The organism is Bacillus cereus (genome assembly GCF_002564555.1).
GTDB lineage: Bacteria > Bacillota > Bacilli > Bacillales > Bacillaceae_G > Bacillus_A > Bacillus_A cereus_K.
This window is the reverse complement of record NZ_NUVD01000024.1, coordinates 385,994-404,659: the sequence shown is the minus strand read 5'-3', so window position 1 is coordinate 404,659 and position 18,666 is coordinate 385,994. Positions and strand designations below refer to the sequence as shown.

Genomic DNA, 18,666 nt, shown 5'->3' with positions numbered 1-18,666 from the left:
TCTGATTCCGATTCTGACTCTGACAGCGATAGCGACTCTGATTCTGATTCTGACTCTGATTCCGATAACGGGTCTGACAACGGATCTGACAACGGATCTGGCAACGGATCTGGCAACGGATCTGGCAACGGGTCTGACAACGGGTCTGGCAACGGGTCTGACAAAGACAGCAATTCCGGTAGTGAATCTGACAACTCTACAAAAGTTTTACCAAAAGCCGGTGCTAGCAATGAAAGTTCTCTTCTAACATCATTAGGAGCGTTATTCGCAGCATTAGGAAGTAGCTTATTATTCTTCAATAGACGAAAAAGAAATACTAAATAAAAAGTAATTTTATATTAAAAAAGTCATTAAAATTTAAAAGCACTCACATACACTTGAAGATCTATCATAGTTTCTCAAGTATATGGAGTGCTTTTTATTACTTAGTTATTCATTTGCAAATTTTAAATGGGAATTAAACAAGAAAATTTATATTTTATGTTAATAAAAAATCGCCCAAATGCTTTCAGCATTTGAGCGATTTTTATTAACATAATGAATATGCTCGAATCATAGGATTTTTTTATGTGATGCGAAAATTAATTCTCAAACACAAAATTAATCTTATTATCTTTCCACTCTAACTTCGCATCGAACGTTTTCTCTCCCTTTTTAAAGCCCTTTATTAAATCTGTCTTCTCACCTTTTAAGAGCTTCGTCATGTTCTTTTGCGAAATTGTTTTACTTAATATCTTCTTCGAAATGGTAAAATCACATTGTGTTGTATTGTAGTTGGAACAACCGTAAAATGTCGACTTATCGATTACATCGCCATCACACTTTTTACAACTACCAACCTTTTTACCTGTTGTAAATTTCGATCCTTTTCGTTCAATCGATTCAACATGTAATCCGGTGAAATCCCATTTCTCTGACATTTCAACCGCGTCTTCAATAATTTTCGCTGACAGCTTTTTCGTTTGTTCCATAAATGTAGCTGGTGAAGCTGTACCTTCACCAATTTCCGCAAGGCGCTGTTCCCATTTTGCGGTCATTTCTGGCGAAGCTAATATTTTATCACCGATTGCGGTAATTAATACTTTTCCCTTATCAGTCGCATACACTTGGTTTTTCTGCACATCTATATATTTACGATCCTTCAGCATCGTAATAATTCCAGCGCGAGTTGCCTCTGTACCTAGACCTTCTGTTTTCTTCAATACTTTCTCAAGCTCTTCATTCTCTAAATACTTACCTGCTGTTTTCATTAACGTAATAAGTTGTCCTTCTGTATAACGCTTCGGTGGTTGTGTTTTTCCTTCTTTCACTTTCACCTTTACAACTTTTCCTTGTTCGCCTTCAGCTACAATTGGCAGAAGCGTTTCGTCATCTTTATCGTCTTGGAAAATAACTTTACGCCAACCTTCTTGAATTTGCTGTTTTCCTTTCGAGATGAACTCAGCACGTTCGTCTACAAGAGTTGTAATCGTTGTATAGTCAAAGATTGCTACTTCATAATGCGCCGCAATAAGTCTTCTTACAATCATATCGTAAATTTTCTTTTCGTCACCTGATAGCTTGCTTGGGTTTGTAACTTGCTCTGTCGGTATAATTGCGTAGTGATCTGTAACCTTTTTCTCATTTACATATCGTTTGTTATTCATAATCGATTCAATTGGTGCTGGTAATAAGCCTTTATATTCATCAAATTGACTTAATTTTTGTAAAATATCAGGGAACGTCGCTGCTTCTCCTTGTGTAACATAGTTAGAATCTGAACGAGGATAAGAGACTATTCCTTTTTGATATAGCGCTTGTGTTATATCAAGCGTCTTTTTCGGTGAAAATTTAAAAGCTTTATTCGCTGTCGCTTGCAGTGCTGATAAATTAAATAAAAACGGCGGCTGAAACTCTTTACGCTCGGTTTTCATTTCTTTTACTACAGCTGGTTTGTTTTGACAAAACGCTGCAATTTTATTAGCCAAATCCGGATCATTTAAGCGAGATTCACTATCTTTCTCCCACTTTCCCTCATACTTCTTTCCTTCTATATTAAAGGTTGCGAACACTTCCCAAAACGGCTCTGATTTAAAGTTCTCTATTTCTTTTTCACGCTTTACGATCAATGCTAACGTTGGTGTTTGTACACGACCGGCGGAAAATACATCGTTCATTCCTTTTTTCTTTAGTAAAATACTAAACACACGTGATGCATTCATGCCAACAACCCAGTCAGCGCAAGATCTTGTATATGCTTCGTAATACGTATTAATCGTATCTGATTCATCAAGTAAATTTTTAAATCCTTGATAAATTGCTTGCTTCGTTAAAGATGAAATCCAAAGACGTTTCATCGGCTTTTGCACACTGCAAAGATTAATAATGTTTCGTACGATTAGTTCCCCTTCGCGCCCAGCATCGCCCGCGTGAATAATTTCTGTTACCTGAGGATTATGTAACAGCTGTTTCACTACATTAAATTGTTTATACTTCGACTTTGTTACTTCAAATTGAAAACGTTCAGGAATCATCGGTAACGTATCAAGTGACCATTTTTTCCACTCTGCGTGATAATGTTCTGGATTACATAACTGCGTCAAATGACCAATTGCCCATGTACAGTACGCTCCATTTGGAAATAACTCATTCGCTTCTACTTCTAAATATCCATCTTTCCTGCGATATTTAAACTGTGAAACAAGAGCCAAACCTTGATCTGGTTTCTCGGCAATAATTAATTTCATTTTATAACTCCCTATCTGTTTTCCAGTGTTACTTTCGCTGTATATATGTTTAGAAGCGATGATAAAACGACAATCTTATTTATCATTCGCGGGTTACCCCGAGTAATGGGATAACTATAATATTATACGCTTATTCTTTATGGCTTCACAATAGAAACTCATTATATAACAGTTTCTTTCACCTACTTATAAATAAAAAAGACGCTCAAAAACAGAGCGCCTTTCCAAATCATTATTTCGTAACAACTTCATCCTCTGTTACATTTACATTATTTTCTCTCATAAACGCTTCAATTTCTTCAACTTCTCTAATGATATCTTTTGACAAGTTTTCATACCCATCTTTCGTTACAAGAATATCATCTTCGATACGAATACCAATTGCTTCTTCTTCAATATATAGACCTGGTTCAATCGTAATAACCATTCCTTCTTCTAATACTCTATCTTTATACGTTCCTACATCATGCGTATCTAAACCAAGGAAATGGCTCACACCATGATAATAGTATTTAGACAGTTCCTCATCTTCTTGAATTAAACCAATTGCTTTACACTCTTCTGTCAGTACCTTTTTTGTATGCTCATTTAATGCAGCAAACTTTACTCCTGGCTTAATAAGTTCAGTTGTTTCTTTCAATGCTTTTAACACGATATTATATATTTGTTTTTGGCGACTAGAAAATGTTCCACTTGCTGGGAATGTATAACTAATATCAGCGTTGTAATAGTCTTTTTGAGCACCTAAGTCAAGCAGTACTAAATCACCTTTTTGAATTTGTGCATCATTATCTTCATAATGAAGGACAGTAGCATTTTTTCCACTTGCCAAAATTGTATTGAACGCATGATGCTTAATTCCAGATGATTTCAGCGTAAAATCAAAATTTGCTTCTAATTCATATTCCATCATATCTGATTTTGCATGCTTTAACACATTGTAAATACCATCTTTCGTTATAGCAATTGCTTCTTTAATAATTTCAATTTCTTCCTCTGTTTTAAAGACTCGTAATTCACAAATGCTCGGATATACATTACCAATTGTAATGTGTGGGTATTGTTCTCTTACATGTTTAGCATACGCTAACGTTTTTGTCTCCGTACCATTCCACTCACGACGCTCTAAATCTAAACACACATGTTTCACATTCTCTGCGAAAAGTGTATTTGCAATTGTCTTTTCAAAGCTTTCTATATATACAACTTTTTTTATACCTGAAATTTGTTCTGCATCTTCTTTAGAAACTGTTTTTCCTACCCATTTTTCCATTACTGGATCTGACTTTTCAATGAAAAGAGTTTCTTCTACACTATTTCCAAACTTTTTCAATGTGAAAATAACATTGGGCTCATCTATTCCCGTTAAATAGTAAAAGTTTCGATTCGGCACAAATTTATAATGCGCATCGGCTGACATATGAGGTGCCTGTCCCGCAAATAAAATCATAATCGATTCATTTGGCAATGTTTTCATTAATCTTTCTCTATTTTGAGCAAAAAATGTTGATTTCATAATAATCCCCCTAGCATTCTATGTATGCATTTAAAGCTAATTGTCCTCTGTTATTCATTTTATTATTGTTATAATTTTTCGTCAATTGTTAACCTTTTTAGATGGTGTTGACATAATAAAAATCACGCGTTAAAATAACTATAAATTAGTAAGTAACTAATTTAATTAAATCTAACTAGAGGTGAAAACACATGCAAAACATTTTATTCCGTATTAACGAATTAGCAAAAAAAGAAAGAACATCTGGATTAACGATTGATGAAAAACAAGAACGACAAATGTTGCGTCAAAACTATACAAAAACATTTCGCGGTAGCTTAGATTCTATTTTATTAAACACAAAAATTGTTGATCCAACTGGTATTAATGTTACGCCAGTTGCATTACAAGATGCTCAAGATCGTTTAAAATTTAGTAAATGAGTTCCGAGCTAAAGAATTTTAATAAAACATAAAAAAAGCTGGATTTCCTATATAGAAATTCCAGCTCTTTTTATTGTCTTTTCTAATTTAGTATACGAGCGATACATCGCAATTCTCCACGATACAATCATCGCAAATGCGAGTAAGAAAAACATTCCGCTTAACTGCGTTAAATCAATCGATTGACTTAAATACGATTTCATTGCTACTCGCACTGCTAATAACCCAACTAAAATAAATATAAATGCTTTTGACGGTTTCATATATATTTGTTCGCCTCTTATTTCGAACTTAGTTGTTTTAATAAGAAATATAGAGAAAATAAGCCCTATGATAATTGCCTCTCCTATTTCTAACGATGTTAACCTGAATTCCGGTAAGAAGTACATCATTGCGCCAGTACTCATAAAAATTGGTGGCAATATAATTTTCTTTTTCGTTACCGGTTTTTTTGCTGACTTAAAGCGAAGAAACATTACTCCAACGGCCATGCAAATTGCTACAACACTTGATAAAAGTGCTATATTATTCATATTCTCCACTCCTACCTATTTAAAAGACTTTTTAAGCAAAATCATAAACCAAACGAGCCCGACACTTATAATGACATGAGCTAATCCAGCCATATGGCTTAAACCGTTAAAGTCTGTTCCGTTTACTTGTAAAAGACCTCTAAATACCATTGTAGCGATAGTAAAAATTAATCCTACATTATATACAACAAACCATGCACGAAAACTTTTTGTTTCTTGTATTTGAAATACTTTAAATAAAGCGAAAGCGACTAAAAAGAATATGAATCCGAGCACTAATACGTGCGTATGCACTAACTGTAACATAGTAGATCCTTTAATTCCTTGTGCTTTCGTATACTCTCTTGCAAATACACCTGATAATAAACCAATAATTAAGTAAATGAATGCTGCATTATATAACTTCTTCATTATATTCCTCCTGCTGTAAAATGACAATTAAAATCGTCACTTTCATCATTCGCTGCAGTCATTCTATGAAAAGTTTATGAACGGAATATGAACGGAGTATTACATTACTCATTTTCTACCCTAATTTCGAAAATCAAAAAGCCATTTTACAATTAATAATTGTGAAATGGCTTTTCAATTTATTTTAAATCTTCAATTGAGAAGGCACCAGGCAGTAACTGTCCAACAGTCACTTCTTTTTCATCACCTTTTACATTCGTTAGTAATACAGGCATTTCCGGATCACAGAACTCAGCAATAACTTGTCTACAAGCACCACATGGTGAAATTGGTCCGTCAGTTTCTCCTGTAATGACTAAGTAACTAAACTCACGCTCACCTTCTGATACTGCTTTAAAGATTGCCGTTCTTTCTGCACAGTTACATAAACCGTAAGAAGCATTTTCTATATTACAACCAGTATAGATTTTACCTTCTTTCGTAACTAAAGCTGCACCAACAGGAAATTTTGAATACGGAATATACGCTTTTGATAACATTTTATTTGCTTCTTCAATATATTTTTTCTTATCCATATTATTTCCCCCTCAAAGTAAATGTAATGATGATTAGTCAGTAATAACTGTATGAACTAATTTAGGAGCAACTGCTGTTTCCGAGATAGAAATGTTTTCATAAATTTTCGCTTTTACATCTTCTACATTTTCACGATTTGCGTAAATTGTTACGAATGGTTCGCCTTCTTTTACTGCATCGCCAACTTTTTTACGTAACATTAATCCTACTGCTAAATCAATTTCATCTTCTTTTGTCGCACGACCTGCACCAAGTAGCATAGCTGCGATACCGATTTCATCTGCAACAATGTTAGAAATAACACCTGAAGTTTTAGCAGGTACATCAATTACATACTTCGCTTGTGGCATTTTTTCTGGATGATCTACAATCGAGCTATCTCCGCCTTGATTGCTTAAGAACTCTTTAAATTTCTCTGTTGCTTTTCCGTTTTTCATAACTTCAATTAACATTTCACGTGCTTCTTCTAGCGTATTTGCTTTTTTAGCAAGTACAACCATTTGACTTCCTAATACAAGTACTAATTCTGTTAAGTCTTCTGGACCTTCGCCTTTTAATGTGTCGATTGCTTCTTTCACTTCAAGAGCATTACCAATCGCAAAACCAAGGGGCTGTGACATATCTGAAATAACAGCCATCGTTTGACGTCCAACATTATTTCCGATACGTACCATTGCATGTGCTAATTCTTTCGCATCTTCTTCTGTCTTCATAAATGCGCCAGCACCTGTTTTTACATCAAGTACGATTGCGTCAGCACCAGCTGCAATTTTTTTACTCATAATTGAACTTGCAATTAGAGGAATCGAGTTTACTGTTCCTGTTACGTCACGTAATGCATAAATCTTTTTATCTGCAGGTGTTAAGTTTCCTGTTTGTCCGATAACAGCTACTTTGTCACGGTTTACAATATCAATGAACTGCTCGTTCGTAATTTCAACGTGGAATCCTTCCACCGCTTCTAATTTATCAATTGTTCCGCCTGTATGTCCTAAACCACGGCCAGACATTTTTGCTACTGGTACATCTAATGCTGCAACTAATGGTCCTAATACTAATGTTGTTGTATCACCAACACCGCCTGTTGAATGCTTATCTACTTTAATGCCTTCAATTGCTGATAAGTCAATTGTTTCTCCAGATTCAACCATTGCCATCGTTAAGTCTGCACGTTCACGATCTGTCATATCTTTAAAGAAAATTGCCATTGCAAGTGCACTCACTTGATAATCCGGAATACTTCCATCTGTATATCCATTAATAAAGAATTTGATTTCTTCAGTCGTTAATTCTTTTCCGTCACGTTTTTTCGCAATAATATCTACCATTCTCATTATAATCACCATTCCTTTTTATATTATATGAATCTGTTAAAATAATAAGCCCACGATTGTTGCTGATAAGAAACTTACTAATGTTGCACCGAAAAGTAATTTCAAACCAAATCTTGCGACTACATTTCCTTGTTTTTCATTTAAACTCTTAACCGCTCCTGCAATAATTCCAATTGAAGAGAAGTTTGCAAATGAAACTAAGAATACTGATATAATCGCAGTCGTTCTATCTGAGAAGTTGAAGTTCCCTTGTGCTAAATCTGTCATAGCGACAAATTCATTCGATACAAGTTTTGTTGCCATAATATTACCTGCGTTAATTGCTTCATGCCATGGAACACCCATAATAAATGCAAATGGTGCAAATACGTAACCAAGGATTTCTTGGAATGAGACACCGATTACACCTTTAAATACTGCATTAATGAATGCGATAAGAGCAACGAAACCAACTAACATAGCTGCTACTGTAATCGCGACTTTAAATCCGTCTATAATGTACTCCCCTAATACTTCAAAGAAGGTCTTTTTCTCTTCTTCTTGTACTTCTAACATATCTTCTTCTTCAGTAACTTCGTACGGGTTAATGATAGAAGTAATAATGAAACCACCAAATAAGTTAAGCACTAAAGCGGTTACAACATATTGCGGTTTTAATAACATCATGTACGATCCAACGATAGACATAGATACTGTTGACATCGCAGATGCGCATAAAGTATACATTCTTTTCTCTGGCAATAATCCTAGTTGTTTCTTAACGGAAATAAACACTTCCGATTGTCCTAAAATCGCAGAAGCGACCGCATTATACGATTCTAGTTTCCCCATCCCATTTACTTTACTTAATGCTACACCGATAAATTTCACAATAATAGGAAGTACTTTAATATGTTGCAAAATACCTATTAAAGCTGATATAAACACGATTGGCATTAATACACTTAAAAAGAATGAAAACTCTTTTTGATTTACTAATCCACCAAATACGAAATTCACACCATCAGCGGCATATTTTAATAATTCTCCAAAACCATCTGCTATTCCGCTAATTAATATATTCCCAGCGCTTGTATTTAATAATAAAAATCCAAAAATGAATTGTAATATAACCATCGTTATGATTGGACGATATTTGACTTTCTTTCTATCATTACTAGCAAGCCAAGCGATACCTAAAATCAATACGAGGCCTAAAATACCTATTAAGTATTTCATAAGCCATCTCCTCCCCTTTGTACCCGCTTACATTTTTTTCAATTGTTAAAGCACTAGATACAATTTACTCGAAACGTGTATCTAGTGCCCTTTAACTCATTAGTAATTAGTAGTTATCTGTAGCACCTTTTGCATCATTTAATACGATTGCAACACTAGCGCTAGCTCCAACGCGAGAAGCTCCAGCAGCTACCATTTTATCTGCATCTTCACGTGTACGAACGCCGCCAGATGCTTTTACACCAACATTTGGTCCAACTGTTTTACGCATTAATGCGATGTCTTCAGCAGTTGCTCCGCCAGTTGAGAATCCAGTTGAAGTTTTTACGAAATCAGCACCAGCTTTTACTGATAATTCACAAGCGCGTACTTTTTCTTCATCTGTTAATAGACAAGTTTCAATAATTACTTTTACAAGAGCTTTTCCTTTTGCTGCTTGTACTACTTCATAAATGTCTTTTTCAACAAGCTCATTGTCGCCATCTTTTAATGCACCTACGTTGATTACCATATCAACTTCAGTTGCACCTTTTGCGATAGCATCTTTTGTTTCAAATGCTTTTGTTTCAGTAGTGCTTGCTCCTAATGGGAAACCGATTACAGTACAAACGTCTACATCATGTCCAGCTAATTCGTCAGCCGCTAGCTTTACCCATGTAGGATTAATACAAACAGAAGCGAATTTATATTCCTTTGCTTCTTCGATTACTTTCATAACATCTTCTTTAGTTGAATTTGGTTTTAAAACTGTATGGTCAATTAACTTTGCAATGTTCATTATATTCACTCCTCGTATCTTTTAACAACTTCATTCTAACTCTTAGTTGAACAAATGTAAATATACTTTTGAAATTTTGTTCATCCTTTTTTAAAAGGGAATTTCTTGCAGTATTTTAAACGTAGTCTAACTGGGAAACAACCGATATAAATCACAAGGTGAAAGCGTAACTTGTATGTTAACAATGGTAGTATGTATCTCAATATCCATAATTATTTTTAAAAAGAAAATTTGTGTTCCATGAAGAACTCCTATAATTCATGCATCACAAAATAAAAGGCTTTCTCAAGNNCTTGAGAAAGCCTTTTATTTCCTAACCTTTTTGATAATGTAACAATTCTTTTGCTGTATGCTGATCGATAATTAATACATTTGCATACCCGCCACGTAACGCACCATCAATTGCTTTTATTTTTCTATTACCACCTGCAACTAAAATAGAGCGTTTCTTTAATTTCAGTTCCTCTAACTCAATTCCAATGGTCCGCTTATTGATTTCTTCGCTACTAATATTTCCGTCTCCATCAAAGAAACGTGAACAAATGTCACCGACCGATTGTTTTTTGAGTAAACTCGTTTCATCCTTATCAAAATAACCTAATCGGAATAATAGTGCTTCATCTCGTACTGTTCCTACAGTAAAAATTGCAATATTCGCTTGTTTCCCCATTTCGATAATGTGATGTATATGTCGATCCTGCTCTACTAATTCTTTCGTCACCGCATTATCAAATATAACTGGAAGGGGTAGATTTCTTGGCGTCGTTTGAAAAGCATCTGCAAATAAAGCAATCGTCTCATTCGCATATGTATTTACACTCGAATGACTAATACCACCTTTTAACTGGACAACTTCTACACCTTTTACATGTTGCGGCACAATTTTTCTAGCGATTTCATACATCGTCATTCCCCAACTTACACCAACGATATCACCGTTTTTAACCGTCTTTTCCATATACTCAGCTGCATATTTACTAATATACTCTGTAATCGTTGCATATTCTGGCACTGGTGAAAACACAACATGTGCCTCTAACAAGTTGTACTTTTCTTTCAGTAAATTCCCAACGTTATCTAAATCAGCAAATGGATCGGCTATGCTAATTTGAACAAATCCTTTTTCTTTCGCGTATTTTAATAATCTAGAGATCGTCGGCCTTGAAATATTTAATTTGTTAGCAATTTCTTGCTGACTATAATCTGATTGATAATATAATCTTGCAACTTCAACGCTTAATTGTTGTTTATCCTTATCCATAGTAACTTGTTACATATCCTTTCCTGTATTTCCTTTTCGTTACAAGCATTATACAGCTTTATGCAAGAAATTTCGACTGCCGAATTTTATCCACCCATACTTCTACTCCACTTAGTATTTACAATAAAACTTTAATCAATGGTTTTTTTCCATCCCCTACGGATGATCAGCCCGCCCCCATAATGTAAGATTTTTTCTTATAAAGCAAACCGGTCAGGTTATTGAGGAAGTCATTTTTAAAGTTCCAATTAGATATGTGAATAAAATTAGTATGAGTGTATGAAATCAATTGTAAAATAGTAGTTTTAGAATAAATAAATAAGAGAAATAATCACTATTGATTATTTCTCTTTTCATATACATATTTATTTTTGGAAAAACAACCTCACTCCAAATACTAATAATACTGCGCCCGTAATACCCTCTATTGTACGGTTCACTCGTTCTTTTCTTAGAAAAGTTCTTAATTGACGTATAAGTGAGATATACAGTACATACCATATTGCTGTCAAAGTCGTAAATGTGACTCCTAATAAAAGAAATTGGAGGAAATGATTTTGATTACTCACAATAAATTGGGGTAAAAAACTAAGGAAAAACACAGCAGTTTTTGGATTTAAAATTGCCGTAGTAAATCCTTGTCTAAAGCTTTTAATTGCTCCCATATCCTTAGAGTCCATTTCTACTGAACCTAACAGAGCTTCTTTTTTATATAAGGCACTTTTAATTGACTTTACAGCTAAGTAAATTAAATAAAAAGCCCCAGCATATTTTATAAATGTAAATAACATAGCAAATTTCATTAGGATGGCAGAGAGTCCTAACGTAGCCATTATTGTATGAATCATCATTCCAGATACCGTTCCTAAGACGGTCTTGATCCCACCATTTTTACCATGTGAGATAGTATTTTTTGTAACTAGTGCAAAACCGGGACCAGGCATCATTATGATTAGCATTGCTGTAAGGATAAACAATAAATAATTTTCCATGTTCTGGTGTTTCCTTTCCAATTTTTAGTTTTGATTACAGTATAGCTTTTTTCATTAAAAAATTAAATATTAAATATTAAATATTAAAGGCTTGATCAGAATTTTATCTAAGTTATTAGTATCAATTTGACTAAACACTATCCAAAAGCTACATTGATAAAACACATGGAAAATTTATTTATCAAATTACAAGTCCACCTCTCACAAAAAACAGGATAAAAAGATAAACAGTAGAACTAGTCCACTGTTTACTTCACTACGCCTTCATGTAATTTTTCTGTATAATCCTTTACATCCTTCCAGCTATCTTTCGCCGTATGCAAATCTTCTTTTATAAACGTAAACTCTTCTGGACTGATTCCTTTTACGTTTTGTAGTAAATTATTATATTTTGCACCTACTGTATACCATTGATTTGATATGTTTTGCAACGCTGTAATTGCTGCGTCAATTGTTTCTGTCATATTTGTTGTTTTATTTTTCACATCTGTCAAAATTGCGACTTCTGCTTGCGCTCCAGAAATTCTATCTTTTAAATTGGCTATTTCTCTTTCTGCATTTGCGATATCGTTTTTCGCAATCGCAATCATCGGTCCGCCCGCAAGACATGTTATTAGTGCTGCGCAAAGTACACCACCAGCAATAACCATATCATTGCTCTTTTTAATTGAATCGTTATATGTATTTATTTGTTGCTCTAATGCTGGAATTCCTGCATTCGTACTCGCTAAAATCGCTGTCAATTGATTTGTATCCTCTTTAAAACTATTTGTATCTTTTGCCATTCTATCGCGAAAAGCTTTTAAATCCCCTAATAATGCATCTACTTCAGTTTGATTCTTTATAATATCCGCATACAATTTTTCTAAATCCGCTTTTAGTTTACCGCTATCCTTTTGATCAATCGCTATTAGCATGTCATTATAATACGCTTGAAAAGTATTATTGTAATCAATAATATTTTGATCCGTTTTCATAATTTGAGGCTTCATACTATTTAACCAATACGCCGCATTAATTTTTGCATCTCTTTGATGCTGAACCATATTTCCTTTAAACTCACTATTAATTGAACTTATTTTACTCAAATCAGTCTCTTGCTGATTTTGAATTAATTTTGCATATGAATCCATTGCGAATATGCTTGATGTCGTTTGCGCCATTACATCTTGGAACCCTGCTGGCCCGAGAGAATAATTCCCCGCATTTTCTTGCAATGTTTTTACGTTTTGTTCTGCTGCAAAAGGATGTAAAGGAAACGCATTACTCGTTGCGACTCCAGCAATCATTATCGTTAAAAGACATTTTTTATAGAAATTATTACGCATACTTATCACCTATTCTTTTTATGAGGATATGAAACGTTAGAGGTAAAAAGAGCTCCTGCTCACTACTGAACAGGAGCTCTCTATTATTTAAAAATATTTTATCTATACGTAATGCTATAACAGTTTAATTATTATTATGCTTTTTTCGTATCCACTACCTTAATATCCTCAGCATAAATTTTTTCTGCATAGTCTTTAATGTTTTTCCAGCTGTCTTTCGCAATGTTTAAATCTTCTTTAATGAAAACAAGATCGTTTGGACTAATTGAATCTACATTTTGAAGTAAAGAATTGTATTTTGATCCCATTGTGTACCATTGATTTGAAATATTTTGCAACGCTGTAATTGCTGTATCAATTGTATTTGTTAAATACTCAGTTTGTGTTTTAATGTTTGTTAACCCTGCTACTTCTAATTGGGCAGTTGTAACTTGTCCTGTTATCTTTTGAATTTCAGCTTGTGCATTATCAAGCTCTTTTTTAGCTAATACGATTCCAGCTGTACCACCGCCTATAGCTCCTGCTCCACCTGCAATTAATGCGATTCCTAGCGGAGTTCCTGCGCCAGTAGCAATTACAACTGCACCACCGATAATTGCAATTGGTCCTAATGCGGTCGCAACAGATGAACCGATAATAATTGCATTATATTTACTAATTGCTTCATTATACGTTGTGATTTGATTTTGCAATAGCGGAATTCCAGCATCTTGACTAGCTAAGATAGCTGTAATTTGATTTGCATCTCCCTTGAAGTTTTGCGTATCTGACGTCATTTTATTTCGGAATTTCTTCAAGTCTTCTACTAACTGATCTACTTGTGCCTTATTTTCAGTAATACTACTTGATAATCTAGTTAAACCTTTCGTAAGAGTTGCTTTATCCTTTGCATCAACCGCTGCAACTAAAGTATCATAATAGTTTTGGAATTTCGTATTGTAATTAATAATATTTTGATTCGTTGAAATAAGCTGTGGCTTTAATATATCTAACCATTGCTTCGCATTTCCTCTAGCTGTGTCCTGGTGCTGAATCACTTTTCCTTTTAAAGCTGCATCAACAGATGATACATTACCAAAGTTAACATTACCTTGTTTAATAATTGTTAAAGCGTACAGATCCATTACTAAAGCATTTGAACCTGTTCTTTCCATTGCATCTTTCAGGCCTTCTGGTCCTAATGAATATTCTTCATAGTCATTATAAGCTTTTGCTACCGCATGAACTGGAGCTTGCTTTACTGCAGTTTCTGCTGCATACGTATGGGCCGGCATAATATTCCCTGCTGCAAAGACTGCCATAAGCGCTGATAGAGCCATTACTTTATAAGGTTTTTTTGTCATTTTTCTTCTCTCCCTATATGGTTACTTATTTTTTAATGTACTTCAACGTTTGTAACGTAATCTTCAAATTGATTCGTTTGCTTATTCATTTCATCACTTACTTTTTTGAGTTGATTGAAATGTTTTTGAAGTAAACTACTGTCTGTATACGTGCCTTCTTCAATATTTGTTTGAATTTGGATCATATTATTATTTAAAACTTTCCAATCTGTTAATAACGTCTCTAAAGTTGAGATTTGGCGATCAATTAGTTCTGTAAAGCTACTTACTTGATCTTCAATAAATGTAATTTGAGTTGCCTCTGCTTCAGTTTGTGATAACTTTTGAATTAGTGGCAATAACTCTTTTTGCTTTTGTTGAATACGAAGAGCAGATTCCCTCGTTTGACTATCTGCAGCATTTACAATTTCATTGCTTAAAGTCCCGATAGATACAAAGTCGATTGTTTTCGTTTGTGCAGTTTGATTTGTTATCGTAAATACTTGTTTACCGATATTAATAGAACCTTTAATAATTTCTTGTGGTCTATTCAAAATATTAGTTAGTTCAGCTTGAATTTCCCCTTGAATTCTTTTAATATCTTCTCTTAATTTCACAATATCTCCACTTGATCCTTGCATTGTTTTAATTGCTTCATCAGCTTTAAGTGATAAGTTGTTACTATCTTTGTCTAATACCGTTTTAAATCGATGTAACTCTAATAAATCTTGCTCCATACTCTCTTGGATACTTTGTACTTGCACTTGCAATTTCCCATATGCGCTTGTAAAATCTGCTTTTGCCTGTTCATCTTCATTTACGTTTCCTGCTAGTTCATATAACTTACTATAATAACTATTAAATCTAGTGCTATATCTCATCACCTCTTGATTTAAATCGATTAGCTTCGGATTATATTCATCAATCCACTCTCGTACGTTCGCCTTTGCAAACTTTTGATGATTCGTCAAACTACTCATAGCATTTACCTTAATGTCTGGTTGTTGTAAAATAACTAATCCGTATGCTTGTATAAGCGGTGACTGTGATCCTAACATTCTAATTGAATTAGATAATGTATTTGGAGCAATTACATTTTGCGCATATACTGTTTTCACTTCTGTTTGCCCCTCCTTAGCGTAAGCGCTTACAGGAACGAAGCAACTCGTAGATACTGCTGTAACCAATAACCCTGTAATTAAAGTCTTTTTCACTTTAACTCCTCCTATGTATTAGCAACTATTACTATCGCATTTTATTATTCTATTTCCTTGCACATGATTTGAGATGGTTAAAATAGAGAACATTCTCACCGTGATTCATATACGAATCACCTCTCTCAAAATTTGTTACTACAGTACTAACTTATTGTTATAAAACATTTCATAACTTTTCATATATGCTTAGTATGAATAATATTGTATAAAATTTCTATATTATCACAAGTCCCGCATTCACACAGTGAATATATTACCTGAAAATATTATTCATTTTAAACTAATTAACGTACGAAAGTATGAAATTCTGTTTTGTTTTCATGTAAGTTTTGTACTGTAAGGTCATTTAAACACAGCTATTTATCTACCGTAAAGAAGTATTTTCATTCCCTTTATTTTCAAGCTCTCCTGTCCTTATTTCAAAATAAAATCCGATTCACTTTCTCGATTTAAATATCCATATATCACAACAGAAAACACTACTTACTCACAACAAATAAAATTATATTAATATATCTTTCGGGTGTATATGCAATTATGCATAACGTATACACAAAAAGGATAGCTTCACTTTCGCGAAGCTATCCTAAAAAATCTACTTACTTTTTCAAATGATATGGAACTGTCGTAATAACAACATTTCTTCGATACAGTAAATACGCACGAATTAATAAACTAGACTGGTTATGAAGAATGTTATGCCAACCTTTTTTCGGAATAAACTGTGGTATAACGACCGTAACTCGGTAATTTGATTCACTCGCTTTATATTGCACTGTATCAATAAACTTCGTTAGTGGCTGAATAATACTTCTATAATGAGAATGTAATGTAACAAGCCTCACTTCAGGTTGCCACTTCTTCCATTTCTCTTCAAATTTCTTTTCCTCTTCTCTGTCAAAAGCAACATATACAGCGATAACTTGATCTGCAGAAAGAGCCTTCGCATAGTTCAATGAATTTTCTACTACATGAGTCATGCCTGCTACAGGAACGACAATTACATTCCCCTCAATCGGAACAATCCGTTCACAAGTTTTTAAACTTAATTGGTCGCCTACTGCATCATAATGCTTCTTAATTCGATGGAACAAGAAGATAATGACAGGTAAGAAAATAAGAATCGACCAAACTTGTGCAAATTTAGTTAAAAAGAACATGCTCATTACGATAAAACTAATAACTGCACCAATTAAATTAACCGTTAATCTCAAAGCCCATCCTTCAGGCTTTTCACGAAGCCATTTTAATACCATTCCAGTTTGAGAAAGTGTAAACGGAATAAATACCCCTACTGCATATAACGGAATCAAATGTTCCGTTTTCCCCTGGAAAGCTACAATTAAAATAATCGAAGCAAGCCCAAGTATAATAATACCGTTTGAATACCCTAGACGGTCTCCTCTAATCGTAAACATTCTCGGTATGAACTTATCTTTCGCAAGATTAACCGCCAATAATGGAAATGCAGAATATCCTGTATTAGCAGCAAGAATTAATATTAAAGCTGTTGTACCTTGTATGAAATAGTACATGAAATTACGTCCAAATGTTTGTTCAGCAATTTGTGAAACAACTGTTACTTGTTTACTTGGATTAATACCATAATAATAAGCTAAAAAGACAATTCCCGAAAATAAAACGGCAAGTAAAGCCCCCATCGCAAGCAATGTTTTTGCCGCATTATTTGGTGCAGGATCTTTAAAGTTTGGAATTGCATTTGAAATTGCTTCAACCCCTGTTAAAGCTGAACTACCTGATGCAAATGCTCTTAACAGTAAAAACAAACTAATTCCTGCAACCGGTGTTCCAAGTGGCGCATGTAAAGTAGGTGAAACATGACCAGTTAAAATATTGTATATCCCTACACCAATTAATATAAATAACGCTAAAACGAATAAATAAACAGGATATGCTAAAACGGAAGCTGATTCCGTTACGCCTCTTAAATTTAAGATCGTAATCAATATGACAAATATAATCGCAATGATTACATTATGTGCATGTAAACTAGGAAAAGCAGATGTGAGCGCATCTGTACCTGCAGATACACTTACTGCGACCGTTAAAATATAGTCGACTAGTAACGACCCTCCTGCTATTAAGCCTGGATTCATTCCTAAATTCTCTTTCGATACAACATACGCGCCCCCGCCATGAGGATAAGCAAAAATAATTTGTCGATAAGATAAAATAAGAGCTGTCAATAATATTAATACCCCTATAGCAATCGGAATAGAATACCAATAAGCTACGGCTCCAAGACCCGCTAGCGCGATTAATATTTGCTCTGGGCCGTAAGCAACTGATGATAACGCGTCAGAAGATAAAATAGCTAGCGCTTTCGTTTTATTAAGCTTTTGTTCTCCAAGCTCTGTTGATTTTAACGGCCTTCCAATTAAAAACCTTTTGATAGATGAAACCACTGCTGTCCACTCTCCAATAATTTTGTACGAACGATTCTGCTTGTTACAGCCAGCAAACTAATTCTTCAGAAAACAAAAAATGTCTACAAGCCATAGCGAAATAGACTTGTAGACATTATTTTTTTTGTCGCACAAGCTCCACCTTCCTTCTCAATATAACGCTTACGAGGTTAGCTGTCGGATTCGGGCCTATGAGTAGCCCTACCTTTTTCAAGGATTCACCCCATCGGATTATGTACCAATCCATAAGAACGGGTCCCCCGTACCATGCGGTTTCAGCGATTTAGAAAATTGAAACTGTGGATTATAATACTCCTTTATTTTCAAAAAGTAAACAAAAATTTTCAAAAAGAAAATAATTAAAATGATTGCGTATAATCCACCGATAAATATACATAATGAATACTAAAAAATCCGCAAAGGAGACCCATATGTCTAAAGAAAAGAAGCCTATTTTTTCCGATTCATATTTAGATGCAGTAGCAAATGAAATTAATCAGTTATACGGTAAACGTGAACAGGAAATAAATTTGACAGATAGAACGAAAAGAAACAAATAATTTGTCATACAAAAACAAAAAAGATAGCAANNTTGCTATCTTTTTT

17 protein-coding genes, 1 pseudogene and 1 riboswitch are annotated in these 18,666 nt (G+C 34.1%); of the genes and pseudogenes, 4 read left to right on the top strand and 14 right to left on the bottom strand.

Annotated elements, in window-relative coordinates:
• On the top strand, positions 1-247 hold a 247-nt coding region (locus tag COI75_RS16645), incomplete at its 5' end, for a hypothetical protein (RefSeq protein WP_255265685.1).
• Positions 247-324, top strand: a pseudogene (locus COI75_RS27680) (hypothetical protein); the annotation flags it as partial. The gene COI75_RS16645 and the pseudogene COI75_RS27680, both read left to right, overlap by 1 nt.
• Positions 325-581: 257 nt before the next feature.
• Here COI75_RS27680 and topB read toward each other — a convergent pair.
• Together topB and COI75_RS16635 are read right to left on the bottom strand one after the other, a co-directional pair.
• A complete protein-coding gene (gene topB / locus COI75_RS16640) occupies positions 582-2,726 on the bottom strand; it encodes a DNA topoisomerase III (protein ID WP_098448477.1) in 2,145 nt (714 codons plus the stop codon).
• Positions 2,727-2,958: 232 nt separating this feature from the next.
• On the bottom strand, positions 2,959-4,242 hold the full coding sequence (locus tag COI75_RS16635) for an aminopeptidase P family protein (protein WP_000842975.1): 1,284 nt from the start codon (positions 4,240-4,242) through the stop codon (positions 2,959-2,961).
• A gap of 191 nt (positions 4,243-4,433) precedes the next feature.
• On the opposite strand from COI75_RS16635, the gene COI75_RS16630 reads away from it, so the two are divergent.
• Positions 4,434-4,664, top strand: a complete 231-nt coding sequence (locus COI75_RS16630) for a DUF896 domain-containing protein (RefSeq protein ID WP_001179611.1) — start codon at positions 4,434-4,436, stop codon at positions 4,662-4,664.
• A 47-nt stretch (positions 4,665-4,711) separates the two neighbouring features.
• On the opposite strand, the gene COI75_RS16625 is transcribed toward COI75_RS16630, so the two are convergent.
• From COI75_RS16625 to COI75_RS16565, 12 genes are all read right to left on the bottom strand, one after another.
• Complete coding sequence (locus tag COI75_RS16625) at positions 4,712-5,197, bottom strand: CcdC family protein (protein WP_001059388.1); 486 nt, start codon at positions 5,195-5,197, stop codon at positions 4,712-4,714.
• Positions 5,198-5,212: 15 nt separating this feature from the next.
• Positions 5,213-5,608, bottom strand: coding sequence for a DUF2871 domain-containing protein (locus COI75_RS16620; RefSeq protein ID WP_000737868.1), 396 nt, complete (start codon positions 5,606-5,608; stop codon positions 5,213-5,215).
• Positions 5,609-5,787: 179 nt separating this feature from the next.
• A complete protein-coding gene (locus COI75_RS16615; RefSeq protein ID WP_000358543.1) occupies positions 5,788-6,183 on the bottom strand; it encodes a cytidine deaminase in 396 nt (131 codons plus the stop codon).
• 33 nt (positions 6,184-6,216) lie between these two features.
• Positions 6,217-7,518: a pyrimidine-nucleoside phosphorylase gene (locus COI75_RS16610; protein ID WP_002095753.1), complete on the bottom strand. Its 1,302-nt coding sequence runs from the start codon at positions 7,516-7,518 to the stop codon at positions 6,217-6,219.
• Between the two features lie 36 nt (positions 7,519-7,554).
• Complete coding sequence (locus COI75_RS16605; protein WP_000876174.1) at positions 7,555-8,736, bottom strand: NupC/NupG family nucleoside CNT transporter; 1,182 nt, start codon at positions 8,734-8,736, stop codon at positions 7,555-7,557.
• A 106-nt stretch (positions 8,737-8,842) separates the two neighbouring features.
• On the bottom strand, positions 8,843-9,514 hold the full coding sequence (gene deoC, locus COI75_RS16600) for a deoxyribose-phosphate aldolase (RefSeq protein ID WP_001017454.1): 672 nt from the start codon (positions 9,512-9,514) through the stop codon (positions 8,843-8,845).
• Positions 9,515-9,827: 313 nt separating this feature from the next.
• Positions 9,828-10,775, bottom strand: coding sequence for a sugar-binding transcriptional regulator (locus COI75_RS16595; protein WP_000356564.1), 948 nt, complete (start codon positions 10,773-10,775; stop codon positions 9,828-9,830).
• Between the two features lie 365 nt (positions 10,776-11,140).
• Positions 11,141-11,767 (bottom strand): LysE family translocator, encoded by a 627-nt coding sequence (locus COI75_RS16590; protein WP_000433002.1) that lies wholly within the window; start codon positions 11,765-11,767, stop codon positions 11,141-11,143.
• A gap of 248 nt (positions 11,768-12,015) precedes the next feature.
• A complete protein-coding gene (gene nheC / locus COI75_RS16585) occupies positions 12,016-13,095 on the bottom strand; it encodes a non-hemolytic enterotoxin subunit C (RefSeq protein ID WP_001245420.1) in 1,080 nt (359 codons plus the stop codon).
• A gap of 134 nt (positions 13,096-13,229) precedes the next feature.
• Positions 13,230-14,438, bottom strand: coding sequence for a non-hemolytic enterotoxin NHE subunit B (nheB, locus tag COI75_RS16580; protein ID WP_000162991.1), 1,209 nt, complete (start codon positions 14,436-14,438; stop codon positions 13,230-13,232).
• A gap of 32 nt (positions 14,439-14,470) precedes the next feature.
• The gene (nheA, locus tag COI75_RS16575; RefSeq protein ID WP_000751872.1) at positions 14,471-15,631 is read right to left on the bottom strand and encodes a non-hemolytic enterotoxin NHE subunit A; all 1,161 of its coding nucleotides are present in this window, start codon (positions 15,629-15,631) and stop codon (positions 14,471-14,473) included.
• Positions 15,632-16,233: 602 nt separating this feature from the next.
• On the bottom strand, positions 16,234-18,060 hold the full coding sequence (locus COI75_RS16565; RefSeq protein WP_098448476.1) for an APC family permease: 1,827 nt from the start codon (positions 18,058-18,060) through the stop codon (positions 16,234-16,236).
• 144 nt (positions 18,061-18,204) lie between these two features.
• Positions 18,205-18,351, bottom strand: a riboswitch (cyclic di-AMP (ydaO/yuaA leader).
• Positions 18,352-18,491: 140 nt separating this feature from the next.
• On the opposite strand from COI75_RS16565, the gene COI75_RS27345 reads away from it, so the two are divergent.
• Positions 18,492-18,620 carry a hypothetical protein gene (locus tag COI75_RS27345; protein ID WP_000031873.1) on the top strand — a complete coding sequence of 43 codons (129 nt, stop codon included), beginning with the start codon at positions 18,492-18,494 and terminating at the stop codon, positions 18,618-18,620.
• Positions 18,621-18,666 lie beyond the last annotated feature (46 nt).